Source organism: Mesorhizobium sp. M2A.F.Ca.ET.039.01.1.1, from assembly GCF_003998035.1.
Taxonomy (GTDB): domain Bacteria; phylum Pseudomonadota; class Alphaproteobacteria; order Rhizobiales; family Rhizobiaceae; genus Mesorhizobium.
This window is the reverse complement of sequence record NZ_RZRY01001422.1, coordinates 1-615: the sequence shown is the minus strand read 5'-3', so window position 1 is coordinate 615 and position 615 is coordinate 1. Positions and strand designations below refer to the sequence as shown.

The following is a 615-nucleotide window of genomic DNA, read 5'->3' as shown; positions in this document are numbered from 1 at the left end:
TGGTAGAGGTCCTCGCGGAAGCGGCCGTCGGCGATCATCGCCTCGAGGTTTTGCGAGGTGGACGAGATGATGCGGACATCGACCTTGACGCGCTTGGTGCCGCCTACCCGCTCGAACTGCTGCTCGACCAGCACGCGCAGGATCTTGTTTTGCGTCTCGCGCGGCATGTCGGCGACTTCGTCGATGTAAAGGATGCCGCGATGCGCCTCTTCCAGCGCACCGACCTTGCGTTCGGTACCGTTCGATTCGGTGCCGAACAGCTCGATCTCCATGCGCTCGGGCGTGATGGTGGCCGCGCTCAGCGTCACGAACGGGCCGGCCTTGCGCGACGACAGGGCGTGGATGGCGCGCGCCGTCAGCTCCTTGCCGGAGCCGGACGGGCCGACGATCATGACGCGGCTGTTGGTCGGTGCGACGCGCTCGATTGTCTGCCGCAGCTGGCTCATGGCCGACGACATGCCGATCAGGTCGAAGGTCTCGCCGCTGCGCTGCTTGAGGTCGGAGACCTCGCGCCGCAGCTTGGACGTTTCGAGCGCGCGCTCGGCGATCAGGATCAGGCGATCGGCCTTGAACGGCTTCTCGATGAAGTCGTAGGCGCCGCGCCGGATCGCGGAC

The 615-nt window shown here is 66.3% G+C and carries 1 protein-coding gene; it reads right to left on the bottom strand.

Annotated features, from left to right (window positions below):
* Positions 1–615: sigma 54-interacting transcriptional regulator (locus EOA24_RS40220; RefSeq protein WP_133375075.1), on the bottom strand; the 615-nt coding region annotated here is incomplete at both ends.